This is a genomic window from Dellaglioa sp. CoH-55-MRSF-9, assembly GCF_056782155.1.
Genome location: NZ_JBXAYG010000167.1, coordinates 1 through 240, shown reverse-complemented (window position 1 = coordinate 240; position 240 = coordinate 1). Strand labels below are relative to the sequence as shown.

The 240-nt window shown below is 65.8% G+C and carries 1 protein-coding gene; it reads left to right on the top strand.

Going from position 1 to position 240, the window contains the following annotated elements; all coding sequences use genetic code 11:
• Positions 1-240, top strand: a 240-nt coding sequence (locus AC1RPV_RS08210; RefSeq protein WP_481764272.1) for a hypothetical protein, incomplete at both ends; no start/stop codon positions are given.

Genomic DNA, 240 nt, shown 5'->3' with positions numbered 1-240 from the left:
GATCACGTACCTGCAGATCGTCTCCGACCTGCATGCGCGCTACGCGAACCTGTCGAACGCGGAGCTCGCACGCGTGAAGCCCGATCCGATCGACGGGCTGTCGCGCTGGGCGCTCGACTATCTGTCGCATACGCGCGACCGCTCGCTGCAGGCGATGCTCGACGCCTCCGTCGAACGCAAGTATTCGGCGAGCCCGGACGTGTTCTACACGGGCGGCGGCGCGCAGGTGTTCTCCAACTT